The sequence below is a fragment of the Allobosea sp. 05T433 genome (genome assembly GCF_056396065.1).
The window spans coordinates 1-18,899 of record NZ_JBFTKS010000053.1 but is presented as its reverse complement, the minus strand read 5'-3'; the positions used below and the strand labels follow the sequence as shown (position 1 = coordinate 18,899).

Genomic DNA, 18,899 nt, shown 5'->3' with positions numbered 1-18,899 from the left:
GGCCCACAGGGCCATGGCGGACATTGCATCCTTCTGGCACGCTGCCGTCGGAGGATGCCCATGGTCGCGACATCATGCCTGCGCACACTCGCCGACACGGATGAACCTGTCGCTGCCCCCTCGCACGAGGGCCTACCCCCGGCGGGGACGGTCTACGCTTTTCGAACCAGGCCCTATTCCACGCTCGCACCGGCGGAAACCGGGCGATACGCTGCGTTCAAGGTCATCGGCTCCAACCAGAAACACGTCGCCATCGCCGTAATGGACGGCGTGTGGGAAGAAGTCCCGACGCTGATGCAGGCCGAACAGGCGCAAATCCTCAAGGAACATCGATTTGCCCACAACGGACGTTTGGCCGTGTTCGGCGTAATTGCAGATTGGTGGGAGCCCTCGGAACTTAATGCCGTGACTTTTCTTGGCAAAATCGGCGTCCGAGCCCCTGAAGCAGTACTCGCTGCGAAGATCGCCAGTTCAGCGATCGGTACGAGGTATTCAACTCTTCGCACGATAAATTATGCAGCCGAGGGTGAATGGCGCTGGCGCAATGACCGCGGAGCTCTCTTGGCGGAGGCGAAACTCAGTGCTGCGATGCCGCGGCACGGTCCCCCCTCCGGCGCTGGCGCATAATCCGAAGCACCGAAGCTTCCGCCTCCAAAAATGCAGAGCTATTTCTTGCAGCTTTTCTCTATTGTAGTCTCTAAATCATCCATGGAACGACAAGGTCTTGGCTAAGGCGAACGTTTAGAGCCACCGACACACGTCACCAGGGGCCGGCTTTCCTCCTCTTGCATATCGGTATTGCCGGACTATGTCGGGATTCCCGAACTTAGATGGATTTCCGATGACTAAGAACGAACTCATTGCAGCCATTGCCGAAGAGACCAATAAGTCGAAGGCTGATGTCGGAGCGATCCTCACCTCTCTGGCCGCTGTCGTATCGAAGACGCTCAACGAAGGTGACGATGTCACTCTAGGCGGGGTCGGCAAGCTCTCCGCGGCGAAACGCGATGCCCGTCAAGCCCGCAACCCCTCGACTGGGGCGATGATCGATGTTCCGGCCAAGACGGTCGTGAAATTCAAAGTTGCCAAGGACCTTGCTGACACCGTTGCCTGAGACAGCACGCTCCCTGCTCGATCTAGCGGGGCGGGGAGTGACCTTGGACGATTGTGGCCGGGTACCTAACGTTAGATTCTATCCACTATCCGCGGATAATCTCCGCGACTCGGGGCGTGGCCGGGACGGCTGTGCGATCTCGGTTCAGAGCCGAGGCTCAGTTCCATCCGCCGGATCCGGATCATCAAATGGGAGGTCGTCGCGTTCCGTGTCGCCCTCCCCTTCGTCGCCGCCACCCCTCGGAATCTCCTCAACCAACAGCGTGTCCTTCGAGAGCAGGCCGGCATCCTCGAGCTTTTCCAGGTCCGGCAGGTCGCGCAGGCTGGCGAGACCGAAGACCGACAGGAATGTGTCGGTCGTGACATAGGTATAGGGCGCCCCCGGTTCCGGGCTGCGCGGTCCGGCCGTGATCACGCCGGCGCGTTTTAGCGCCGCAACGCTGTCGCGGCTCATCTCCTTGCCAAAGACCTTGCCGAGCTCGCTGCGGGTGATCGGCTGCAGATAAGCGATCCCGGACAGGAACAGCATCTCGCTCGGTGACAGGCCGGCGGTCGCTTGCGGCGCTGCCGAGACCGCCCGGATTGCCGGCCCGAAGGCGCCGCGCGTCCGGTGCTGCCAGCCCCCGGCGACCGCGACCAGGTCATAGGGGCGGCCGCGCAGCTCCTCGCGGATGTCGGCAATGATCAGATCGATCGCGCAGTCGCGACCAACCAGTGGGCCGCGCGCGGCATCGCGCTTGTCACGGCCTATCATGACAAGTGCACATCACTGCCCACCGGCGTTCTCGCGAGGGCGAAGCAACAGATCCCAACCGTCCGCGAAGCGCGATGGAGGCCGCGAGAGACGGGGTGCTGGCCGAGTCGACAGCCGGCCCGACGCAGTTCTGCGCCACGTACAAGGCAGAGATCGAGCGGGCTGCGACCGCCCTGCGCTAAAGGAGCAAGCCCACCAGCATCGCCGCGACCAAATGCCTTCGCCTCGTCATTGCCGCCACGAGTGGCCCTCCGCGCAGCCATCCGCTTCTTCCGACGGAGCGAGGCATGAACGAGCATTACCAGCGCTGTGGGACAGGGTGTCCGACTACGCGGACGGCATCATTGCCCGCATCAAGGCCGGCGAGATCCATCCGAGCGCCTATGAACGCTGATCCTGTCATTTCTTGACCAGGTTGCTTACCGGGAGCACCATAGGGCCTTGCAAGATCTTTCCATGACCCGCTTCGACGGCCGGAGGAGCCGCAGTAGCGGATAGTCCAACTGGCACCCCGGTGGCCTCCCGAGGGAAGTCCGGGTGATTGAAACCCCGTAGAAGCCAGCGTGTGGCCGCGGCACTGCGGGTTTTTTTCCACGATGATGTGCAATTAATTTCACTAGGACCGGACGAGTGATGGGCGTTACGGCTGACCGCTAGATCCTGGCCGCCCGCACGGCGGCGCTCGCCCTGAACAGCACGAGCGCGGCGACGCCGATCGCCGACATCACCAGCGGCAACGGCAGCGCGCCGCTCTTCAGCGCATGTCCGACGAGGAGGCCGACGCAGGCCGAGAACAACATCTGGCAAATCCCAGTGAAGGATGAGGCCGCGCCGGCGCTATCCGGGAAGGGCATCATCGCCGAGGCCTGGGCCTGCGGCATCGTGAGGCCGACACCACAGGTGTAGAGCGCCATCGGCAGCACAACGCCGGCCACGCCACCGAAATCGCCAGCGACGCAGACCAGCATGGCAAGGCCTCCGCCGGCGAGGCACCGCACGCCGAGCGCGATGACACCGTCCATGCCACGGCGGGCGACCAGACGCTGCGCGAGGATCGTGCCGAGAATGAAGCCAAGCACGACGAGGCTGAAGGACAGGCCATACTGGACCGGCGTCAGACCATGGATGCCGATCAGTATGAAGGACGAGCCGGAGATGAAGGCGAAGAGCCCGCCGTAGGCCAGCGCCGTCAGCGCGACATAAACGCGGAAGGCACGACTCGCGAAAAGCGTGCCGAAGCCGCGGATGATGGAGCCCAGCGAGAGCGGCTCGCGCGAGCGGTTCCGGATCGTCTCGGGCAGAAGAAACGTCACCATCGCCACCACGGCAGCGGCGAAGGCCAGCGTGGCGACGAAGGTCGAGCGCCAGCCGAAGGCCTGCTGCAGCACCCCGCCGAGCACCGGCGCAATCGCCGGCACCAGCCCCATGATCATCCCCATGCGGGCCAGTTCGCGGCCGGCACGCGGCCCCTCATAGAGATCGCGCACCATGGCGCGGCTGAGCACGATCGGTCCCGACGCGCCCAGCGCCTGGACCGCGCGGGCGATGGTCAGGGCCTCGATCGAGGGCGCGAAGGCGCAGGCCAATGTCGACACCATGAAGATGCCGAGCCCCACCAGCAGCACCGGCCTGCGGCCGACCCGGTCGGAGAGTGGTCCCCAGAAGATCTGGCCGCCGGCGAAGCCGAACAGGAAGACCGACAGCGTCGCCTGCGCGCCGGCGATGTCGGTCTGCATCACCCGGACGATGTCGGGCAGCGAGGGCAGGTAGAAATCGGTCGAGAGCGGGCCGAGCGCCGTCAGCATGGCGAGGACGGCGGTCATCGCCAGCGTGTCGGGGCGGAGTTTCATGGAGGGGCGCCCTTCCGTGCACGGCAGGCGGCTTCTAGGCTTGGCCGGTCAGAATGTCGAGGATTGGGCCGCCACCTAGCGGCATCGGGCGCTCGTCCGAAGCCAAACTTACCCTCCGTCAGCGCATTCGCCTGCTCACACGTATCAACCGGCTCACTTAAGCAAATCCAATCGAGGTGTTCAGTGATCGGACATCGCCTGTTCACACTGAGCTAGTCACCATACTCCACGAACTCGCTTCGCCGCCCACTCCTTCGGCGACACACGCGTGACTGCGGCATGGCTGGCGGGCGAAGCAGAACCGGCTTCTGCTATTGGCACATCGGAGGCCCGTGTTGCCTGCCCCTGTAACTGCTCCCCGACGCCCTTCAAAGACGTCGGGATCGGTCGCGAACCTGCCCCGCCGTCGTCATCCCGGTCGCGACCCAGCACTACATGATGCTGGCCCGCAACCTCCCCTACACGGGCGTGACGCGGGGCAAGCGGCTGGTCGTCATCGTCGGGCAGAAGCGCGCACTGGCCAAGGCCGTGAGGGCTGGCGGAAAATGCCGACGGACGAAGCTGCGGCAATGAATGGCGGGGCGCGAGTGGAGTTGACGGCACCAGAGGCTCAACATCGCGGTCGAACCTCTTACCGTGCTCTCATGCTTGGATGCACATGACCAGCATCCCACCGCTGAGCTACGTCTATTCCGCTCAAACAAGGAGCGCGACGAGTGCGCTGATGCCTGTTGGGGCTGGAGATTTACCAGCGCCTACCGTAGTGCCCAACAACTGGTCGGTTATTGTAATATGCGGCGCGGCGAATGCCCGCACGAAGGACAGGTCTGCCATAGTATCCGCKGCCATAGTAGCCTCCCCCGTAGTAGCCGCCGCCGCCATAGTAAGTTGAGGCCGGCGTGCCGTAGTAGACGGGCTGCGAATAGCCGCTCACGGTTCCCTGATTGCAATTACATGCACTGCCGGAATACGTGGTGGTGGCATAGGGAGCGTCGCTATAGACGCCATTGACATTGTAGCCGTAGGCGGCGGGAGTGGCATAGCCAGAACCGTAGCCGTAGGCGGCGGGCGCGGCGTAGCCATAGCCAGAGCCGTAGCCATAACCGTTGCCGTAATAGGCAGCACCTGCTGCGAGTCCGACGCCTGCTGCGAGCGCCCGGCCACCGTAGTAACGATTGCCGTAGTAACCGCCACGGTATGCCGCCCCACGGTAGGCTCCACGGTATCCGGCACGGTACGCGCCACCATATCCACCTCGGTAGCCACCGCCAACGGCAGCGGCACGGTATCCAGCGCGGGAACCAATACCCACCGCACCACCTCGGTAACCACCGCCTGCACCGACTCCACGGCGCTGGGCTTCAGCGTCACTGGCGGTGAAGACGAGACCGGCGAGGCCAATCAGGGCGGCCACAGGGAGTGCGAGCAGCGTATTCATGACTTCACCTGTTAACGCCCGCCACTGGATTGAAAACGCGCGGCTGGGCTCGATCCGCGCGGCAACTCGATAATTTCCTTAACGTAATAGTAACGTGTTTGTGCGTCCGGGCAACGCAACTGGCCCAACATCTCCAATTACGGTTAAGTTGGCGAACGGTTCTTCGTCGCAAATGTCGGGGGGGCTATGCCGAGCGCCTTCGGCTCGCTGCCCAGCCCAATCGTCACGGGCCTTGCGGACCCAACATCATCAATTGTCGGTTTGAGGACGGGGAGAGGAGTGGCTATCAGAATGGATGCAACGAGCACCTCTTCTATTCTCATGCCAAGGCTGTTGGCGATACCTCTCGCGGCATCGCTGGGTGTGATTCTGCGGTTTGCGAGGCGGCAGTCGCTGGTTAGGTCGTAGACTCTTGAGCGCGAAGCCAAAGCCGCATTGATGCACCCATCGCGCCTGACAGTGGGTGTTTCACAGATGGTTAGCAAAGCCGCCCGTGATTTGACGACTTTGCTAGATGGCGTTCTATTCTATAAAGTATTAGGTAGTAACCCAATTCACGCGTTTCTCATCAATCACAATATTGCTTGCTGCGCAATTATATCTTTAAGCTTTCAAATGAAATGTCACCAACACCGCAATCTCGACGCCTTCCTGTAGCGTCACGGCCACGCGTAGGAAATTCCCGAAATGGGCGACTCGCTGGAATGTCACCGCATCTTTCGCCGCCGGCAGCTCGAATTCCGAGCCTTCCGGCGCCCAATGCATCCCGTCCGCCGAAATCTCGATGCGCGCTTTCGGCAGCGCTCCGATCGGCTCTTTCAACGCCCGAACGAAGACGACAACCTCCTTGGCCCAGCCGGCTTCGTAAGGCTCCGTCGCGCTGTCTCCGGTCCAGATCTCGTTGCGGGCGACGACGGCAGTGAGGTTTTCAGGCAGCATTAGAAATCTCCCGAAAGGCAGACGGAGTCGAGATATGCGAAAGCGCGCTTGTCGGTGTCCGTCTCAGCGAAGAAGCAGAGGTTGAGCATGCACCAAAGATTCTTCATGGCCGGAATGCGGATTGGCTCGAAAGTCGAGAGATCAAATTTACGGTCGTTCACTTGGAATCCGGTCGCCTGCATCGTGGCGAGATCGAAATCAAATCGTAAATAGTGCCAGTTAATCTTTGTCGGAATCTCGTTGTAGCAAAGCTTCTGCTCGCCGCCGGGCAGGTCTTCCCAATCGGTTGGCGCGAGGTGGTAGTGCGAGATCGTTTTGCCGACATTGCCGATCGGTAAGATTTCAGTGGTCTTGCGCTTGAACTGCCATTTCTGGAGGTGCTTGCCGTCTTGTGCGTTGAGGAAACGTAAGTGCGGCATTACGCGCTGACCGCCTGCTCCGGCCTGATCGCCCACCTGGAGGTCGTAAAGGAAGCCGAAGGAGCGGACATCTGTCTCCATCAGCTGCAGCTCGTTAGCCTCGGGCTTGAAGGTGAAATAACACTCCATCCGGATCGGGCCGGCCTTGCGGAAGGTCAGGCGCTTCAGTGTGACGTTCTGCGCGCCCGCCCTAGCCCTTGTCGCGAGCTTCAGCGCATAGGAGCCATCGACGCCGCCATGCGAGCCAAAGTCCCAATTGGGCAGTGTCGAAAGCATCGCATGCGAGTGCTGGGCGTAGCCGGGGAGCATCTGGTCGAGCGAGATCTCGTAATTGCCGACGAGCTGAGTCCAGCCGCACATGCCGCGATCGAAATCGTCGAGGCAGATGATGCGCGGCAGGGGGTCGAAACGACTGAGCTGCGGGTCGGCCTCGCGGATGGCGCGGCGCATATCGTCGAGTTGGGTCATGACTATCCTTTCACCGCGCCGGCCGTAAGCCCGGCGACGAGATGTTTCTGCATGAGGATGACGAAGGCGAGCACGGGCAGGAGCTGGATGGCGGAGGCGGCGAAGAGCACCCCCCATTCCACGCCCTCGACCGCGCCGATCATCTCCGCAACGACCAGAGGCGCGGTCTTGGCCCTGGTGGTGGTGAAGATGAAAGCGAAGAGGAATTCGTTCCACGCGTAGACGATAACGAAGACCGCGACCGCGAGCATGCCCTGGGCCGCCAGCGGGAAGATCACTCGCCGGATGATCTGGAATTGCGAGGCGCCGTCGATCATCGCGGATTCGTCGAGCTCGCGCGGGATCTGGTCGATGAAGGTCCGCATCACGATCGTGCCGAGCGAGACGAAGAAGGTCGCGTAGAGCAGGATCAGGATGAAATGCGTGTCGTTGAGCTTGAGCCAGTTCACCACCGGGAATAGCGGCAGCGTGATCACGATCGGCGGTATCAACCTGATGAAGATCAGGAAGAAGGCGCTCGCTTGCAGCGTCCTGCTGGCATGGCGCGAGTAGGCGTAGCCGGCGAGCAGCGAGACCGAGACGGCGAGCACGGTGGCCCCCGTGGTCACGATGAAGCTGTTCCACAGCCCGGTGAAGAAGTCGCCCCAGCGGCTCCACAGCATGGCGTAGTTCGCCAGCGTCGGCTCGAACTTGAAGCGCGAGGCGGCCGAGAAGATATCGCGGTCGGCCTTGAAGGACGACATCACGATCAGTGTGATCGGCACCAGCGACCAGGCCGCGATGATGAGGACGCCGAGGAATTTCAACAGTGTGATGAGGGGGGAGCGCTTACGCATGCTTGCCGAACATCTCCCTGTAGAGCCCGCGCAGGTAAACCAGCGCGAGCAGGAGCGACGCGAGCACGAGCAGCCAGCCGGTGGCGGCTGCGGCGCCGAAGGAGTTGTACCGGAAGGCCTCGAGATAGAGGTAGACGGCCATCACCTCGGTGGTGCGGGCAGGCCCGCCGCCGGTCATCAGCCAGACCTCCGAGAACAGCCGGAAGGCGAAGATGTAGCGAAACAGCGCGGCGATCAGCAACGCTGGCATCAGCAGCGGCAATGTGATGCGGCGGAATGCCATCCAGCCCGAGGCGCCATCGATCGCGCCGGCCTCGTAGAGCTCGCCGGGGATGGCGAGGCGGGCGGCGTACAGGATGACGAAGCTGAAGGGCAGGTGCAGCCAGATCGAGAGGAGGCAGACCATCAGCAGGCCGTGGCTCGGATTCACCGACCATTCGATTGGCGGCAGGCCGATGGCGCCGAGAAGCTGGCTCATCATCCCGACATCGGGCTCGAACAGGTAGCGCCACATCACCACCGCCGAGACCTCGGAGACGGCATAGGGCGCGAGCACCACAGCCAGCATCAGCGCGCGCAAGGGGATGCCGGAGGCGAAGAACAGGGCCATTAGCAGGCCGAGTAGCAGCTCGACATGGACGACGACGGCAACGACGATCACCGTGTTGACCAGCGCCCGCCAGAAATAGAGGTCGCTCAGCACCTTGGCGTAGTTGGCGAGGCCGACGAAGGTGGCCGCCTGCCCGAAGGAGGACTGGTTCAGGCTGAGCCAGAACACATAGATCGCCGGCAGGAAGATGATGCCGCCGACCATCATCTGGACCGGCCAGACCAATGCGAAGGCGGTAAGGCGCGAGCGCTGCTGCATCGCTCAAGCGATCCGATGCCGCGCGAGCATGTCGCGGTCGATTTCGATACCCAGGCCCGGCCCCTGTGGAACGAGGAGCTGTCCGTCGACGAGCTGGCTGCCTTCGCCGACGACCGGATGCGTGAAGGAATCGCGCAGTGGGTTGGCGTATACCATGCACTCGAAGGTACGCAGCGTCTCGGCCGCCGCGGCCAGTTGAAGGCTGGCGGCGACGCAGATCGCACCGGACCAGCCGACATGGGGGGCATAGGCCGTGTTGAAACTCGCGGCGAGTTCAGCGATGCGCCAGGTCTCGGTGATGCCGCCCGAGCGCGAGACGTCGGGCTGGATCAGCCCGAGCGAGCGATCCTGGAGCATCGCCAACGCCTCGGATGCGACGTAGTCGCTCTCGCCAGCCGCAAGGCGGATCGGCAGGTGCTGGGCGAGGCGGCGATAGCCGGCACGGTCATGCGGTGCGATCGGCTCCTCGAAGAAACCATAGCCTAGATCTGCCAGCGCCCGCCCGACGACCAGCGCGTCGTCGACGTCATAGGCCCAGTTGGCATCGACATAGAGCGCGATCTCGTCGCCGGCGAGCTTGCGGATGAACTTGGCCCGCGCGATCGCGTCCTTGATGGGGTGGCCGAGCTTGACCTTGATCTCGCGGAACCCCGCCTTGAGTGCAGCCGCGACCTCGCCCTCGACCGTGGCGTCGTCGAGCCAGTTGATCGAGGACGCATAGGCCGGAACGTGGGTTCGGCCCATGCCGCCGAGCAGCTTGTGGATCGGTACCCCCGCCGCTTTGCCGGCGATGTCCCAGAGCGCGATGTCGATGGCCGAGATGGCCTCGACGATCTGCCCGCCGGGCTGGCCCGAGAGCGCGCCGCGCATCAGCTTCCACAGGGCGCGCCGGTCGGCCGGGTCCTTGCCGATCAGGCGGGGGATGAACGCCTCCTCGATAAAGCGCGCATAGCCGGCTGCGCCGCGCCTGCACAGCCCCTCGCCGAAGCCCGTGATGCCGTCGCTGGTCGTGACTTCGACGACGACGACCTCGATGGCGGGATAGTCGCCCTGCGAGGTGCGCTGGGCCTTGGCCAGCACGGCGCGCAGCGGATAGGCAACGATCTGCGAGATGCTGCGAGCCGGCATAACGATGCGTCCTCCCCAGGACGGTAACTTATCATATAGGCTGCACAGTTGCCAACTTGGCTGGCATCTGTCAATCATGTCCTTGGAGCTTGTGAATGACCGATCCCGCCGCGGCCCTTATCGAGGATGATCCGTTCGCCGACGTCGACGTCGTGCCGACGCGGCTCGGCGACGCCCTGATCCAGCGCATCACGCAAGCGATCCACGACGGCCGCCTCAAGCCCGGCGACGTGCTGCCCTCGGAGGCGCGCATGGCCGCCTCCTTCGGCGTCAGCAAGCCAATCGCGCGCGAAGCCATCCGCCAGCTCGCGGCCATGGGCGTCGTCCATATCCAGCAGGGCAAGCCGACGCGCGTGCAGGCGCTCGACGCCGCCCCTCTCGACCGCTTCTTCCGGTTTGCCGTACGCGGCAGCAAGACCGGCCTCACGGAGGCCGTCGAATTGCGCCGCGTGCTCGAGCCGCCAATCGCCCGTTACAGCGCCGAGCGTCGCTCCGAGGCCGATGTCGTCAAGCTGACCGAGATCCTGAAGCGGCTCGAGACCTCCTGGGCCGACGTGCCGCGCTGGATCGAGGCCGATCTCGACTTCCACGAGGCCATCGCCGCCTCGGCCTGCAACACCCTGCTCGACCTGCAGATCCGGGCGCTGCGCCCGTTGAACCGGGAGATCATGGAGCTGTTCAACTCGCGCAGCACCCGCAACACCGGTGACTGGCGCGAGACCTACGAGCGCCATGTTGAGGTCGTCGAGGCCATTCGCGCTGGTGACGGCGAATGGGCTGAGCGAGCCATGAGCAAGCATTTCGAAGCGGCTGAAGCCGCCATCGCGGAAATCGCGACAATCCGGGAGGAAGACAACAGTGACAACAGGGACAGGGCTGGACCGTAGGCAGGTCCTCGGAGGCTTCATCGGGCTGAGTTTCGTCGGGCTCGACAGCGCAGCCGCGCTGGCGCAGACGGCGCCGCTCAACCTCTTCGCGCATCGCGTCATGCAGACGGTCGCGACGGGCGCGCAGGGCGGCGACATCACCAAGCCCTGGTGCGACAAGAACGGCACCACGGTGCAATGGACCACCTTCGATACCGGCCCCCTGCAAGAGCGCCTATTCCGCGAGGCTAGTCTGGGCGAGACCTCGGTCGATGTTGGGTTCCTGCTCAACACCCAGGCCGTGCCGCGCGCCGCGAGCCTGTTCGAACCGCTCGACGACTTCATGAAGCGCGACCCGCTCGATGACGCCTCCGACATCTTCCCGGGTCTGATGGAGGGCATGAAGGTCGGGGGCAAGCAGGTTGCCATCCCCTTCCGGCACGCCTCCTCCGGGCTGCACTACAACGAGGAACTGTTGGCCGAGAAGGGCTTCACCAAACCGCCGGCCACGATCGAGGAAATGGTCGAGATGGCCCGCGCCTGCACCTATCGCAGGGCCGACGGGACTGCCGTCGTCGGCCTGTGCATGCCCGGCGTGACCTACCCAAACGTCATCGACATCGCCCGCGCCTGGGATGGCGACTTCATCACGCCGAACTACAAATGCGTCGCCGACCAGCCGCCGATGTTGAACGCTATCAAGCTGCTGCGCGAGCTCTTCCAGGCCGGCGCCTTCCCGCGCAATTTCGCGACGCTCTCCACCGAGGACGTCAATGTCTGGATGCAGACCGGCCGGGCCGCGATGAGCCTGCAGAGCATGGGCCGCAACCGCATCTACAACGATCCACAGAAGTCGAAATTCCCCGGCAAGATCAAGACCATTGCCGTGCCCGCCTCGAAGGCGCTGGCCGGCAAGTACGATGCCGCCCCCGCCAAGGTCGAATTCTGGGGCCTCTGCATTCCCAAGAACTCCAAGCGCAAGGACCTGGCCTGGAGCTTCATCAAGGCGATGGCCTCGAAGCAGGCGACGCTTGGCGCAGCCCTCAACGGCAACGGCCCGGTCCGCGCCTCGACCTATGCCGACGCGAGCTTCGCCGCGACCGTGCCCTATGCCGCCGAGGAGCTGAAGGTGCTCAAGGTGGCGCGCATCCCGCTGCCGGCCTTCGACGAGGCGGCCCGCGCCGGCGACTTGTTCAAGGAGGAGGCCGAGGCCGCCGTGCTCGGCATGAAGACGCCGGAGGAGGCGATGGCCTCACTGGTCAAGCGCGTCCAGCCGCTGCTTCCGGCTTAGGGGGGCGCCATGACCAAGCTTTACCAGCCATCGCGCCGCGCGCTTCTTGCCGGGACCGCGCTCGCGCTCCCTGTTCTGGCCATGCCCGCCCTCGTTCGGGCGCAGGCCAAGTCGCTCAACATCATCAGCCACCGGGTCCACCGTAACGTCCTGACCGGTGAAGGCGGCAAGGGCGGCGACATCATCGGCGATTGGTCGAGGGCGACCGGCGCCGGCGTCAACTGGTCGACCTTCGACGTCGCGCCGTTGCATGAGCGCCTGCTGCGCGAGGCCAGCCTGGTCGAGACGAGCTTCGATCTGGGCTTCGTCGTCAACACCCTCGCCGTTCCTCGCGTGCTCAGTTTGATGGAGCCGCTGGATGCGCTCCAGAAGGCCGATCCGATCGAGGATTTCGCTGGAGTCGCGCCCGGCATGGTCAAGGCCCTGAGCGTCGGCGGTTCGATCCGCGGCATCCCGTTCCGCCATGCCACGACCGGGCTGCACGTCAACGAGGCCATCCTCGCAGAGCGCAAGCTCGCGGCGGCGCCGAAGACGATCGAGGAGATGATCGAGATCGCCAAGGCGGCGACGTTCACCAACGCCGCCGGCGTGCCGGTCAGCGGCTTTGCGATGGAGGGCGTCAGCTACGTCAACATGGTGACGCTGTCGCTCGCCTGGGACGCGCCGTTCATCAGCGAGGACCTCAAGGTCATTCCCAACGAGGCCGGCATGCTGAAGACCTTCGAGGTCTTCCGCGACCTCTACGCCGCACGCGCCCTGCCGCGCAATTTCGCAACTCTCAAGCAGGACGAGGTCATCACCCAGATGCAGGCCGGGCGGGCGGCGATGTGCCATTTCGCCTTCGGCCGGTACTTCGCCTTCAACGACCCGCAGAAGAGCCAGTTTCCCGGCAAGATCAGCGCGATCGCACCGCCGGCCTCGCGCGATTTCGGCACTGGGGCCATCGTTGGCACGACAGAGTTCTGGTCGTTCGTCATCCCGAAGAACTCGCGCAACAAGGAGCTCGCCTGGTCGCTTGTCAAGGCGATGACCGCGAAGGAGGCGGTGATCCGGGGCGCCCTCAATGGCAACGGCCCGGTTCGGGCCTCCGCCTATGACGACCAGCGCGTCAAGGATGCGGTGCCCTACGCCGCCGCCGAGGCAAAGGTCCTGGCCGTTGCCCGCCCGCCGCTGCCCGCTTTCGATCGCGCCGTCGAGGCCGGCGATGCGCTCGCGCAGGCCGTCCAGGCGGTCGCCCTTGGCCAGGTCACGCCCGAGCAGGGCGTTGCCGATCTCAAGCGCCGCGTCGAACCCATGGTGAAATCCTGATGGCTGCCACTTTGTCTCCCAACGCCAGAATCGGCTTCATCGGCATCGGCACGATGGGCCTGCCGATGGCGCTCAACGTACTGCGTGGCGGCTATCCGCTGACGGTCTTCGATCTCAGCGAGGCCGCGCTCGCCGAAGCGGAAAAGGCCGGCGCCCACCGCGCTGCGACCATCGCCGAACTCGTGCGCCAGAGCGACGTGGTCATCACCATGCTGCCCGATGCTCCCGATGTCGAGGAGACGGCGCTGGGTCCTGGCGGCATCGAGGCGAATGCTGGCCCCGGCTTGATCTATGTCGACATGAGCACGATCGATCCGGTCACCAGCCGGCGCGTCGGTGCCCGCCTCGCGGCATGTGGCATCCGGATGATCGACAGCCCCGTGGCGCGTGGCGTTGAGAACGCCCGTGCCGGCACGCTCGCTCTGATGATCGGCGGCGATCTCGCCGTCTTCCAGGAGGTCGAGCCGCTGCTGCGCCGGATGGCCGACACGATCACCCATTGCGGCGAGCTCGGCAACGGCACCGCGATGAAGCTCGTCAACAACTTCCTCTCGGCCGGCATCGTCAGCGCCATCGCCGAGGCTATGACAATCGGCCTCAAGGCGGGCCTGCCGCTCGACCTCATGGTCAGGATCAGCGGCGGCACTGGCACCAACAACGCCTGGCTGCACAAGCTGATGCCGGGCAAGGCCTTTCTGGGTGATTTCTCGCCGGGCTTCATGTCGCGCCTGGCGCGCAAGGACCAGCGCCTCGCCACCAAGCTCGCTGAAGAGATCGGCGTGCCGCTTACGCTCGGCGCTGCGGTTCTCCAATTGCTCGACGAGACGACCGAGCAATACCCGCGCGACGACTTCACGAGCATCCTGCGCCTGGTCAGTGAGCGCGCCGGCGTCGAGATCCGCCTGAGCGAACAGACCGCCGCTGCCTGAAACCGAACGTTCCGAGGTAGACACCATGCACGCCATTTCCCGACGTACCCTGCTCACCGGAACCGCCGGCGCCGCTGCGCTCGCGGCCCTTCCATCCCTGGCCCAGGCCAAGACGGTGACCGCGCTCGGTCACCGGGTCCACCAGACCTGCGCCACCACCGGTCCCGGCGGCGACGCAACGGAGGCCTGGCGCAATCAGGCCGGCGCCGGCGTCAACTGGGTCACCTTCGGCGACAACAACGCCATCCATGAGCGGCTGTTGCGCGAGGTCACGCTGGGCGAGACCTCGATTGACGTCGGCTACCTGCTCAACGGCCGCGCGGTGCCGCGCAACCTCAGGCTCTTCGAGCCACTGGACGGGTTGATGAAGGAGGCGGCGCTGGAGGCACCGGAGGACTTCGCGCCCGGCCTGGTCGCGCCGCTGAAGCTGGACGGCGCCCTGCACGGCATCCCGGTCCGCCACGCCACCAACGCACTGATCTACAACGAGGCGCTGCTGGAAGAGCGTGGCGTCAAGCTGCCGACCACGTTCGAGGAGCTGATCGAGGCGGCGCGCAAGCTCACCTTCAAGCGCGATGACGGCACGCAGGTCTATGGCCTCGCCTTCACCGCCGCCTTCGCCTCGAACTTCCTGACGCTCGCCCGCTGCCTCGGCGGCGACTACATGACGCCGGACGGCAAGCTGGTCGCCGCCGAGCCCGGCATGGTCAAGGCGCTGACAGTGCTGGCCGAGCTCTACAAGGCCGGCGTGCTGCCGCGGAACTTCGCCACGGTGAACAATGAGGAGATCACCAGCTGGATGCAGCAGGGCCGTGCCGCGATCACGATCAACCCCTTCGCGCGGCTGGTGACCTATAACGACCCGAGCAAGGGCAAATATGGCGGGCGCTTCAAATCGCTGCTGCCGCCAATGGCCGCGGACCTCGCCGGCAAGGTCGCCTTCGCTCCGACGGTCGAGTTCTGGGCGCTGATGATCCCGAAGAACGCCAAACAGAAACCGCTGAGCTGGGAGTTGATCCGCGCCCTGTCGTCCAAGGCCGGCACAATGGCGATGGCCCTGAACGGCAACGGACCGACGCGGATCTCGACCTATGCCGAGCCGACGCTGAAGGCCGCGATGCCTTATGCGGCCGACGAGGCAGCGGCGTTGAAGGCGTCGCGCATCCATCTCCCGGCCTTCGACGAGCAGGCCCGCGCCCACGACATCTTCATCGAGGAGACGCAAGCCGCCGTGCTAGGCATCAAGCCGCCGCAGCAGGCGATGGACGACGCGGTCAAGCGCGTGAAGCCTCTTCTCGGCTGATGGCAGGGGCGCTTTCAGGACGTGTCGCGCTGGTCACCGGCGCGGCTCGCGGCATCGGACTTGCGATCGCGACGGCGCTCGCCGGTGCAGGCGCTCGCCTCGTGGTCCACGAMCGCGACGACGAGGCGCTCGCGGTTGCCCGTCGGCTCGGCGATGGTGATGGCGATGTTAAGGCCGTATCGCTTATCGCTGATCTTGCCGAGCCCAATGCCGTTGAGCGAATGGTCGTTGAACTGAGAGCGCAAGCGCTCGCGCCCGACATTCTTGTGTTATGCGCCTCAACTGAAATCCGCCAGACGCTCGACAATTTGAGCGACGACGCTTTGACCATGCAGAGTGAGGTCAATCTGCACGCGACCGCACGCCTCTTGAAGGCCTTCCTGCCGGGCATGCGTGCCCAGAACTTTGGCCGTGTCATCGCAATTGGATCTGTCCAGGAGATGAGGGCGAACGACGATTGTCTCTACTACGCAGCCACCAAGGCCGCGCAGACAAACATAATTTTGAATTTGGCTCGCACCACGCGGGCTGCAGACGTTACCTTCAACGTCATCCAGCCCGGTGCCATCCGCACCGACCGCAATCGCGCGATACTCGCACAACAAGGCCGCGAAAAACAAGCCATCGCGCGTATTCCGCTCGGACGAATAGGCGTTCCAGAAGATTGCGTAGGTATTGCCCTTCTGCTCTGCTTGCCAGATGGAAATTATATCAATGGTGCGGAGATCGCAGTGGACGGAGGCATGCGACTTTAGATTTTTCGACTGCACTGACGATTCGTCATACCGTGATTTTCGACGAAGGTATCTTGCGCAGCGTTCTACTGATCTAATGTCTGCACCGACGGAGTTGCGGGTTAGATGCGGCCGCATCTCGGTACTGCCGGACCTGCTCGAAGAGTATGATCTGGCGTGCGAGGCGGCGGCCCATTGGTCGAAAATCTATTCGCAAGCGGGCCGCGTACGCGCGGAGGAATGCCGCGTGCTAGCCCTTGAGATCGAGCAGGAGATTGACGACGCGATGTGTGCGCAGGACTAGTCCCTAACCGCAGCCTTTTAGCAACGCCAACTCATCACGGGAAGCCGCGCTCAATCCGGTAGAGCCACCTGCACATTCCCCAAGAAAAGTGTGCGTCGTCTACCCGTGCCCGCGATAAAAAATAACGGCAGTTAGCTGCGGGGTAGTATTGCGGCCCTACAATTTCGTTGGGTGCCGCGAGGCCTTGAACGCTCGCAAAGCTTCTTCGAGGGCGATCCTCTCCCGCTCGTGCACCGACCCGGATTGATGGTTCGATCCGCTTTCAGCGTCCCTAAGCCGTCGCAAGTGCTCTCGCGCAGAAGCCGCTTCGACCCCTGTCCGGATCGTCAACTTAGTGGGGGACCCTGTGCTCGCCATTACCAAAGAATATCCCATGCGCCGACGTTAGAGAAACTCTAAACAGTATCATTGGCAGTCGAGTCTAATTCTGAACAAACGTCCATGGAACCACTGCCTTAGAAGGCCATTCTACAGGTCGCCGGGGGCCATTGGGAGGTCGACATGATCAAGAAGATTCTGCTTGTTGCAGCGCTCGCCATTACGCCAGCCGCAGTGTTTGCGCAGTCTAGTTCTGGTTCTGCAGGCGGCGCCGCGGCCGGTGCCGGGGCCGGAGCGGTCGGAGCCGCCAATGTTGGCGGGCCTGCAGGTGCGGCGGTTGGAGGGTGTTGGTGGCGCCGTGGGCGGCGCGATCGTTGGCGGCATCGCCGCCGACCATCGCACTGAATTCCGCACGAATGTCAGGGAACAGAAGGTGCCGTCAGTGGCCTACAAGGAGAAGGTTGTCGTCGGGGCCACTCTTCCCGAAACCGTCACCTACCACGAGGTGCCGGCTCGTTACGGCAAAACCGAGTATCGCTACACCGTCATCAACGATCAACCGGTGCTGGTCGAACCCAAGACCCGAAAGATCGTTCAGATCATCGAGTGACGTCATAAGGCCCGCCGGAAACGGCGGGCCTTTCCAGCGGCTCGGTCCAACGAAAGCGCGTGGTGGTTGCTGCTTCGACGCGGACGGCATTGCACGAAACGGGCTCGACTTGGGAACGAAGCTCTGGAGCTCGTCCCTCGCGGCCACACCGCTGCGACCCTGCCAGAGGCTTTTGATCCCGCCTGTCTCGGGATGACTGAGCAGGGTTGTGGTGCGGATACCCTGGCTGACGCCGCAGGGAAAAAATCAGCGCCTGCTGATCCTCCTGGCCTCTAAATCTGGGGCACTGCTGGCGTAAGGCCGTGACGGCGCATGATTTCGACTATCTTGGCCCGGTCCGGTGGACCACCGTGTGCCGCGTTGGCCACTGCGAAGACCTCGCGGAAATACTCCGGTCCAATCGCGGCCGGCGTAATCACACAAAGTGTCTTCGCGTCCTGATTCCCATTGTTATCAAACCGATGAACGGCGCCTCGCGGAATGCACAGTGCCTGCCCTGGCCCAACATCGATCTGCTTCCCGTCGACCGTCCAGGTCAGGACGCCGTCGATGCCATAGATCGTCTCTTCATAGTGGTCGTGGCTGTGCGCGGGAGCTGGTAATCGCTGAGACGCTGGGACCAGTAGTTCAAAGGCCGCAATGCTGCCGTTCGAATGCTCTCCGGTCAGCAGGAAATGGACCGCGAGCCCACTGGTCACAATGGCTTCGTCGGAAGGGTTGATGCAGAGACCTATGGCTGGCTGCGGCATTGCGAAACCTCATTTGGTAAACTACATTTACCATTTGATGGTAAACGCCATTTACCGAAAGTCAACGATCTATCTCAGAAGGCCTGCCGATGCGAACCGAGGACATGCTGATCGGCGCCTTGCTGCGCGTTCCAGCCCAGGCAATCCAGCGGCGGCTCATCAAGGAGCTCAACGCCGCTGGCTTTGACGAGTTGCGCCTGCCGCATATGGCGGTGTTGCAATTTCCCGGTCCTGACCACGTTCGCCCGGCCACACTCGCCGAGCGAGCCGGCATGAGCAAGCAAGCCATCAACCAACTGCTCCGGAGCCTGGAGGGCTTCGGCTATATCGTCCGGTCGGATGTTCCGGGCGACGGCAACGCCCGGGAGATCCGCTTTACCGAACGTGGACACGCCGCATTCCGGAAGATGGTCGTCATATTGCGCGACATCGAGCGCGAGTGGAGCATCGAACTTGGGCCAGAGCGTTTCACCGAGCTCAAGGCGCTGCTGCTTCTCGTCTGGGATAGTCCATTGGCTCGCTAGCTGTTCAGTCCCGGCATTTGATGGATTGGATCGAGCCTGAATCGTTCTGGCTCTGAAGTCCAGCATTTGCAGATGAACTCGTAGGGTGTGAGCCCCCTAAGGGTCTTCAGCCGGCGGCCGAAATTGTAGGCGGCAACGAAGTCTGTGAGG

Annotated in this window: 19 protein-coding genes and 2 pseudogenes; 11 read left to right on the top strand and 10 right to left on the bottom strand. The window is 63.6% G+C overall.

The genetic code is table 11. The features are described from left to right. Window positions 1-60 precede the first annotated feature (60 nt). A complete protein-coding gene (locus AC1DGP_RS33690; RefSeq protein ID WP_476833168.1) occupies window positions 61-627 on the top strand; it encodes a hypothetical protein in 567 nt (188 codons plus the stop codon). A 214-nt stretch (window positions 628-841) separates the two neighbouring features. Continuing rightward, window positions 842-1,114, top strand: a complete 273-nt coding sequence (locus AC1DGP_RS33685; protein ID WP_476769639.1) for an HU family DNA-binding protein — start codon at window positions 842-844, stop codon at window positions 1,112-1,114. A 144-nt stretch (window positions 1,115-1,258) separates the two neighbouring features. On the opposite strand, the gene scpB is transcribed toward AC1DGP_RS33685, so the two are convergent. Both scpB and AC1DGP_RS33675 read right to left on the bottom strand, forming a co-directional pair. Continuing rightward, window positions 1,259-1,867 (bottom strand): SMC-Scp complex subunit ScpB, encoded by a 609-nt coding sequence (gene scpB, locus AC1DGP_RS33680; protein ID WP_476769638.1) that lies wholly within the window; start codon window positions 1,865-1,867, stop codon window positions 1,259-1,261. A 653-nt stretch (window positions 1,868-2,520) separates the two neighbouring features. Beyond that, window positions 2,521-3,717 carry a multidrug effflux MFS transporter gene (locus AC1DGP_RS33675; RefSeq protein WP_476769637.1) on the bottom strand — a complete coding sequence of 399 codons (1,197 nt, stop codon included), beginning with the start codon at window positions 3,715-3,717 and terminating at the stop codon, window positions 2,521-2,523. A gap of 399 nt (window positions 3,718-4,116) precedes the next feature. On the opposite strand from AC1DGP_RS33675, the pseudogene AC1DGP_RS33670 reads away from it, so the two are divergent. Beyond that, window positions 4,117-4,290 (top strand): annotated as a pseudogene (locus AC1DGP_RS33670) (ATP-binding domain-containing protein); the annotation flags it as partial. A 172-nt stretch (window positions 4,291-4,462) separates the two neighbouring features. Here AC1DGP_RS33670 and AC1DGP_RS33665 read toward each other — a convergent pair. The 6 genes from AC1DGP_RS33665 to AC1DGP_RS33640 all read right to left on the bottom strand — a co-directional run bounded on the left by AC1DGP_RS33665 (window position 4,463) and on the right by AC1DGP_RS33640 (window position 9,813). Then, window positions 4,463-5,155, bottom strand: coding sequence for a hypothetical protein (locus tag AC1DGP_RS33665; RefSeq protein WP_476833167.1), 693 nt, complete (start codon window positions 5,153-5,155; stop codon window positions 4,463-4,465). Between the two features lie 603 nt (window positions 5,156-5,758). Then, complete coding sequence (locus AC1DGP_RS33660; RefSeq protein ID WP_441509037.1) at window positions 5,759-6,094, bottom strand: hypothetical protein; 336 nt, start codon at window positions 6,092-6,094, stop codon at window positions 5,759-5,761. Continuing rightward, window positions 6,094-6,981 (bottom strand): DUF6772 family protein, encoded by an 888-nt coding sequence (locus tag AC1DGP_RS33655; RefSeq protein WP_441509036.1) that lies wholly within the window; start codon window positions 6,979-6,981, stop codon window positions 6,094-6,096. Before AC1DGP_RS33655 ends, AC1DGP_RS33660 begins: the two co-directional genes overlap by 1 nt. A gap of 2 nt (window positions 6,982-6,983) precedes the next feature. Next, window positions 6,984-7,817 (bottom strand): carbohydrate ABC transporter permease, encoded by an 834-nt coding sequence (locus tag AC1DGP_RS33650; protein ID WP_476769635.1) that lies wholly within the window; start codon window positions 7,815-7,817, stop codon window positions 6,984-6,986. Further along, window positions 7,810-8,685: a carbohydrate ABC transporter permease gene (locus AC1DGP_RS33645; RefSeq protein WP_476769634.1), complete on the bottom strand. Its 876-nt coding sequence runs from the start codon at window positions 8,683-8,685 to the stop codon at window positions 7,810-7,812. The genes AC1DGP_RS33650 and AC1DGP_RS33645 overlap by 8 nt, the downstream gene beginning before the upstream one ends. A gap of 3 nt (window positions 8,686-8,688) precedes the next feature. Then, window positions 8,689-9,813: a mandelate racemase/muconate lactonizing enzyme family protein gene (locus AC1DGP_RS33640; protein WP_476833166.1), complete on the bottom strand. Its 1,125-nt coding sequence runs from the start codon at window positions 9,811-9,813 to the stop codon at window positions 8,689-8,691. A 95-nt stretch (window positions 9,814-9,908) separates the two neighbouring features. Here AC1DGP_RS33640 and AC1DGP_RS33635 point away from each other — a divergent pair, with 95 nt between their 5' ends. From AC1DGP_RS33635 to AC1DGP_RS33605, 7 genes are all read left to right on the top strand, one after another. Continuing rightward, window positions 9,909-10,700, top strand: a complete 792-nt coding sequence (locus AC1DGP_RS33635) for a FadR/GntR family transcriptional regulator (protein ID WP_476777104.1) — start codon at window positions 9,909-9,911, stop codon at window positions 10,698-10,700. Next, complete coding sequence (locus AC1DGP_RS33630; protein WP_476777105.1) at window positions 10,672-11,970, top strand: ABC transporter substrate-binding protein; 1,299 nt, start codon at window positions 10,672-10,674, stop codon at window positions 11,968-11,970. The genes AC1DGP_RS33635 and AC1DGP_RS33630 overlap by 29 nt, the downstream gene beginning before the upstream one ends. Window positions 11,971-11,979: 9 nt before the next feature. Next, a complete protein-coding gene (locus AC1DGP_RS33625) occupies window positions 11,980-13,278 on the top strand; it encodes an extracellular solute-binding protein (RefSeq protein ID WP_476777106.1) in 1,299 nt (432 codons plus the stop codon). After that, window positions 13,278-14,207 (top strand): NAD(P)-dependent oxidoreductase, encoded by a 930-nt coding sequence (locus tag AC1DGP_RS33620; RefSeq protein WP_476777107.1) that lies wholly within the window; start codon window positions 13,278-13,280, stop codon window positions 14,205-14,207. The genes AC1DGP_RS33625 and AC1DGP_RS33620 overlap by 1 nt, the downstream gene beginning before the upstream one ends. A 25-nt stretch (window positions 14,208-14,232) precedes the next feature. Then, a complete protein-coding gene (locus AC1DGP_RS33615) occupies window positions 14,233-15,510 on the top strand; it encodes an ABC transporter substrate-binding protein (RefSeq protein ID WP_476833165.1) in 1,278 nt (425 codons plus the stop codon). Then, window positions 15,510-16,265, top strand: a complete 756-nt coding sequence (locus AC1DGP_RS33610; protein WP_476833164.1) for an SDR family NAD(P)-dependent oxidoreductase — start codon at window positions 15,510-15,512, stop codon at window positions 16,263-16,265. The genes AC1DGP_RS33615 and AC1DGP_RS33610 overlap by 1 nt, the downstream gene beginning before the upstream one ends. Before the next feature lie 911 nt (window positions 16,266-17,176). Then, entirely contained in the window at window positions 17,177-17,476 is a 300-nt protein-coding gene (locus AC1DGP_RS33605) for a DUF1236 domain-containing protein (RefSeq protein ID WP_476777110.1), read from the top strand. A gap of 272 nt (window positions 17,477-17,748) precedes the next feature. On the opposite strand, the gene AC1DGP_RS33600 is transcribed toward AC1DGP_RS33605, so the two are convergent. Beyond that, window positions 17,749-18,225, bottom strand: a complete 477-nt coding sequence (locus tag AC1DGP_RS33600) for a cupin domain-containing protein (protein WP_476833163.1) — start codon at window positions 18,223-18,225, stop codon at window positions 17,749-17,751. Window positions 18,226-18,314: 89 nt separating this feature from the next. On the opposite strand from AC1DGP_RS33600, the gene AC1DGP_RS33595 reads away from it, so the two are divergent. Then, on the top strand, window positions 18,315-18,749 hold the full coding sequence (locus tag AC1DGP_RS33595) for a MarR family winged helix-turn-helix transcriptional regulator (RefSeq protein WP_476833162.1): 435 nt from the start codon (window positions 18,315-18,317) through the stop codon (window positions 18,747-18,749). On the opposite strand, the pseudogene AC1DGP_RS33590 reads toward AC1DGP_RS33595, so the two are convergent. Then, window positions 18,746-18,899 (bottom strand): annotated as a pseudogene (locus AC1DGP_RS33590) (IS481 family transposase); the annotation flags it as partial. The gene AC1DGP_RS33595 and the pseudogene AC1DGP_RS33590 overlap by 4 nt on opposite strands.

What these genes read in the sequence shown, in the direction of transcription:
- AC1DGP_RS33655 (WP_441509036.1), bottom strand. Translation starts at nt 6,981, where the DNA reads ATGACCCAACTCGACGATATGCGCCGCGCCATCCGCGAGGCCGACCCG.
- AC1DGP_RS33595 (WP_476833162.1), top strand. Translation starts at nt 18,315, where the DNA reads ATGCGAACCGAGGACATGCTGATCGGCGCCTTGCTGCGCGTTCCAGCC.
- AC1DGP_RS33615 (WP_476833165.1), top strand. Translation starts at nt 14,233, where the DNA reads ATGCACGCCATTTCCCGACGTACCCTGCTCACCGGAACCGCCGGCGCC.
- AC1DGP_RS33620 (WP_476777107.1), top strand. Translation starts at nt 13,278, where the DNA reads ATGGCTGCCACTTTGTCTCCCAACGCCAGAATCGGCTTCATCGGCATC.
- AC1DGP_RS33675 (WP_476769637.1), bottom strand. Translation starts at nt 3,717, where the DNA reads ATGAAACTCCGCCCCGACACGCTGGCGATGACCGCCGTCCTCGCCATG.
- AC1DGP_RS33690 (WP_476833168.1), top strand. Translation starts at nt 61, where the DNA reads ATGGTCGCGACATCATGCCTGCGCACACTCGCCGACACGGATGAACCT.
- AC1DGP_RS33605 (WP_476777110.1), top strand. Translation starts at nt 17,177, where the DNA reads ATGTTGGCGGGCCTGCAGGTGCGGCGGTTGGAGGGTGTTGGTGGCGCC.
- AC1DGP_RS33600 (WP_476833163.1), bottom strand. Translation starts at nt 18,225, where the DNA reads ATGCCGCAGCCAGCCATAGGTCTCTGCATCAACCCTTCCGACGAAGCC.
- AC1DGP_RS33660 (WP_441509037.1), bottom strand. Translation starts at nt 6,094, where the DNA reads ATGCTGCCTGAAAACCTCACTGCCGTCGTCGCCCGCAACGAGATCTGG.
- AC1DGP_RS33650 (WP_476769635.1), bottom strand. Translation starts at nt 7,817, where the DNA reads ATGCGTAAGCGCTCCCCCCTCATCACACTGTTGAAATTCCTCGGCGTC.
- AC1DGP_RS33685 (WP_476769639.1), top strand. Translation starts at nt 842, where the DNA reads ATGACTAAGAACGAACTCATTGCAGCCATTGCCGAAGAGACCAATAAG.
- AC1DGP_RS33640 (WP_476833166.1), bottom strand. Translation starts at nt 9,813, where the DNA reads ATGCCGGCTCGCAGCATCTCGCAGATCGTTGCCTATCCGCTGCGCGCC.
- AC1DGP_RS33635 (WP_476777104.1), top strand. Translation starts at nt 9,909, where the DNA reads ATGACCGATCCCGCCGCGGCCCTTATCGAGGATGATCCGTTCGCCGAC.
- AC1DGP_RS33645 (WP_476769634.1), bottom strand. Translation starts at nt 8,685, where the DNA reads ATGCAGCAGCGCTCGCGCCTTACCGCCTTCGCATTGGTCTGGCCGGTC.
- scpB (WP_476769638.1), bottom strand. Translation starts at nt 1,867, where the DNA reads ATGATAGGCCGTGACAAGCGCGATGCCGCGCGCGGCCCACTGGTTGGT.
- AC1DGP_RS33625 (WP_476777106.1), top strand. Translation starts at nt 11,980, where the DNA reads ATGACCAAGCTTTACCAGCCATCGCGCCGCGCGCTTCTTGCCGGGACC.